Origin of the sequence: Microbacterium testaceum (assembly GCF_001476285.1) — a bacterium.
In the GTDB taxonomy this organism is placed as follows: domain Bacteria; phylum Actinomycetota; class Actinomycetes; order Actinomycetales; family Microbacteriaceae; genus Microbacterium; species Microbacterium testaceum_B.
The window spans coordinates 1-781 of sequence record NZ_LDRU01000132.1; the positions used below are offsets into that span (position 1 = coordinate 1).

Annotated in this window: 1 protein-coding gene; it reads right to left on the reverse strand. The window is 68.5% G+C overall.

Translation table 11 applies throughout. The features are described from left to right. A partial coding sequence (locus tag NS283_RS17770) for a PRC-barrel domain-containing protein (protein ID WP_193752711.1) occupies nucleotides 1-639 on the reverse strand: 639 nt, incomplete at its 3' end. Between the last annotated feature and the right edge of the window lie 142 nt (nucleotides 640-781).

The following is a 781-nucleotide window of genomic DNA, read 5'->3' on the forward strand; positions in this document are numbered from 1 at the left end:
TTCGGGCATCTCTTCGAGGGCGTCGGCGAGGCGATCGTCGCTGAGCTCTTCGGCGACCTCGATGAGGCGCTCCTCGGGGAGGTCGAGCAGGGTATTGGCGAGATCGGCCGGCTTGAGCTCGGAGTACGTCGCGACGAGCTGTTCGGCCGACTGCGCTTCGCCCGGCGTCTGGTTTTCTCGCACCTCGGTCCACGCGGCGAACGTCGTGGCGCCCTTCGCGAAGGGGGACGCACTCGTGCGCGGACGACGGAGGAAGAGCTGGCCCACGTCCCACTCGCCGAGCCGGTTGCGCTCGATCGCGACGTCCTCGATGACGGCCGTGCCGGAGCCGTCGACCAGGCTCACGCGGCGGCCGAGCATCTCGGCCATGACCCGGACTTCGCCGCCGCGCTGCTGGAAACGGCGCACATTGATGAGGCCGGTCGTGATGACCTGACCGGCCTGGATGGAGGTGACGCGTCCGATGGACACGAACACATGTCGGCGCCCGGGAATCTCGACGACGAGCCCCACGACGCGCGGTGCGGCCGACGCGCGGTAGATCACCACGACGTCTCGCACCTTCCCCAGGCGGTCGCCCGCCGGATCGAACACCGTGCAGCCCGCCAAGCGGGCGACGAAAACCCTTTGCGTGCTCACCGGTACAGCGTAGTCCGCAGCTCATCGCGAACACCTCGGTGACGCCTCAGGAGCGCGTGACAAGATGGTGAAATGAGTATGTTGACGGGGCGGCCGGGAGCCGGGCGCGACGAGGTCGGCGAGAAGGTCGCGTCGTTCCCGA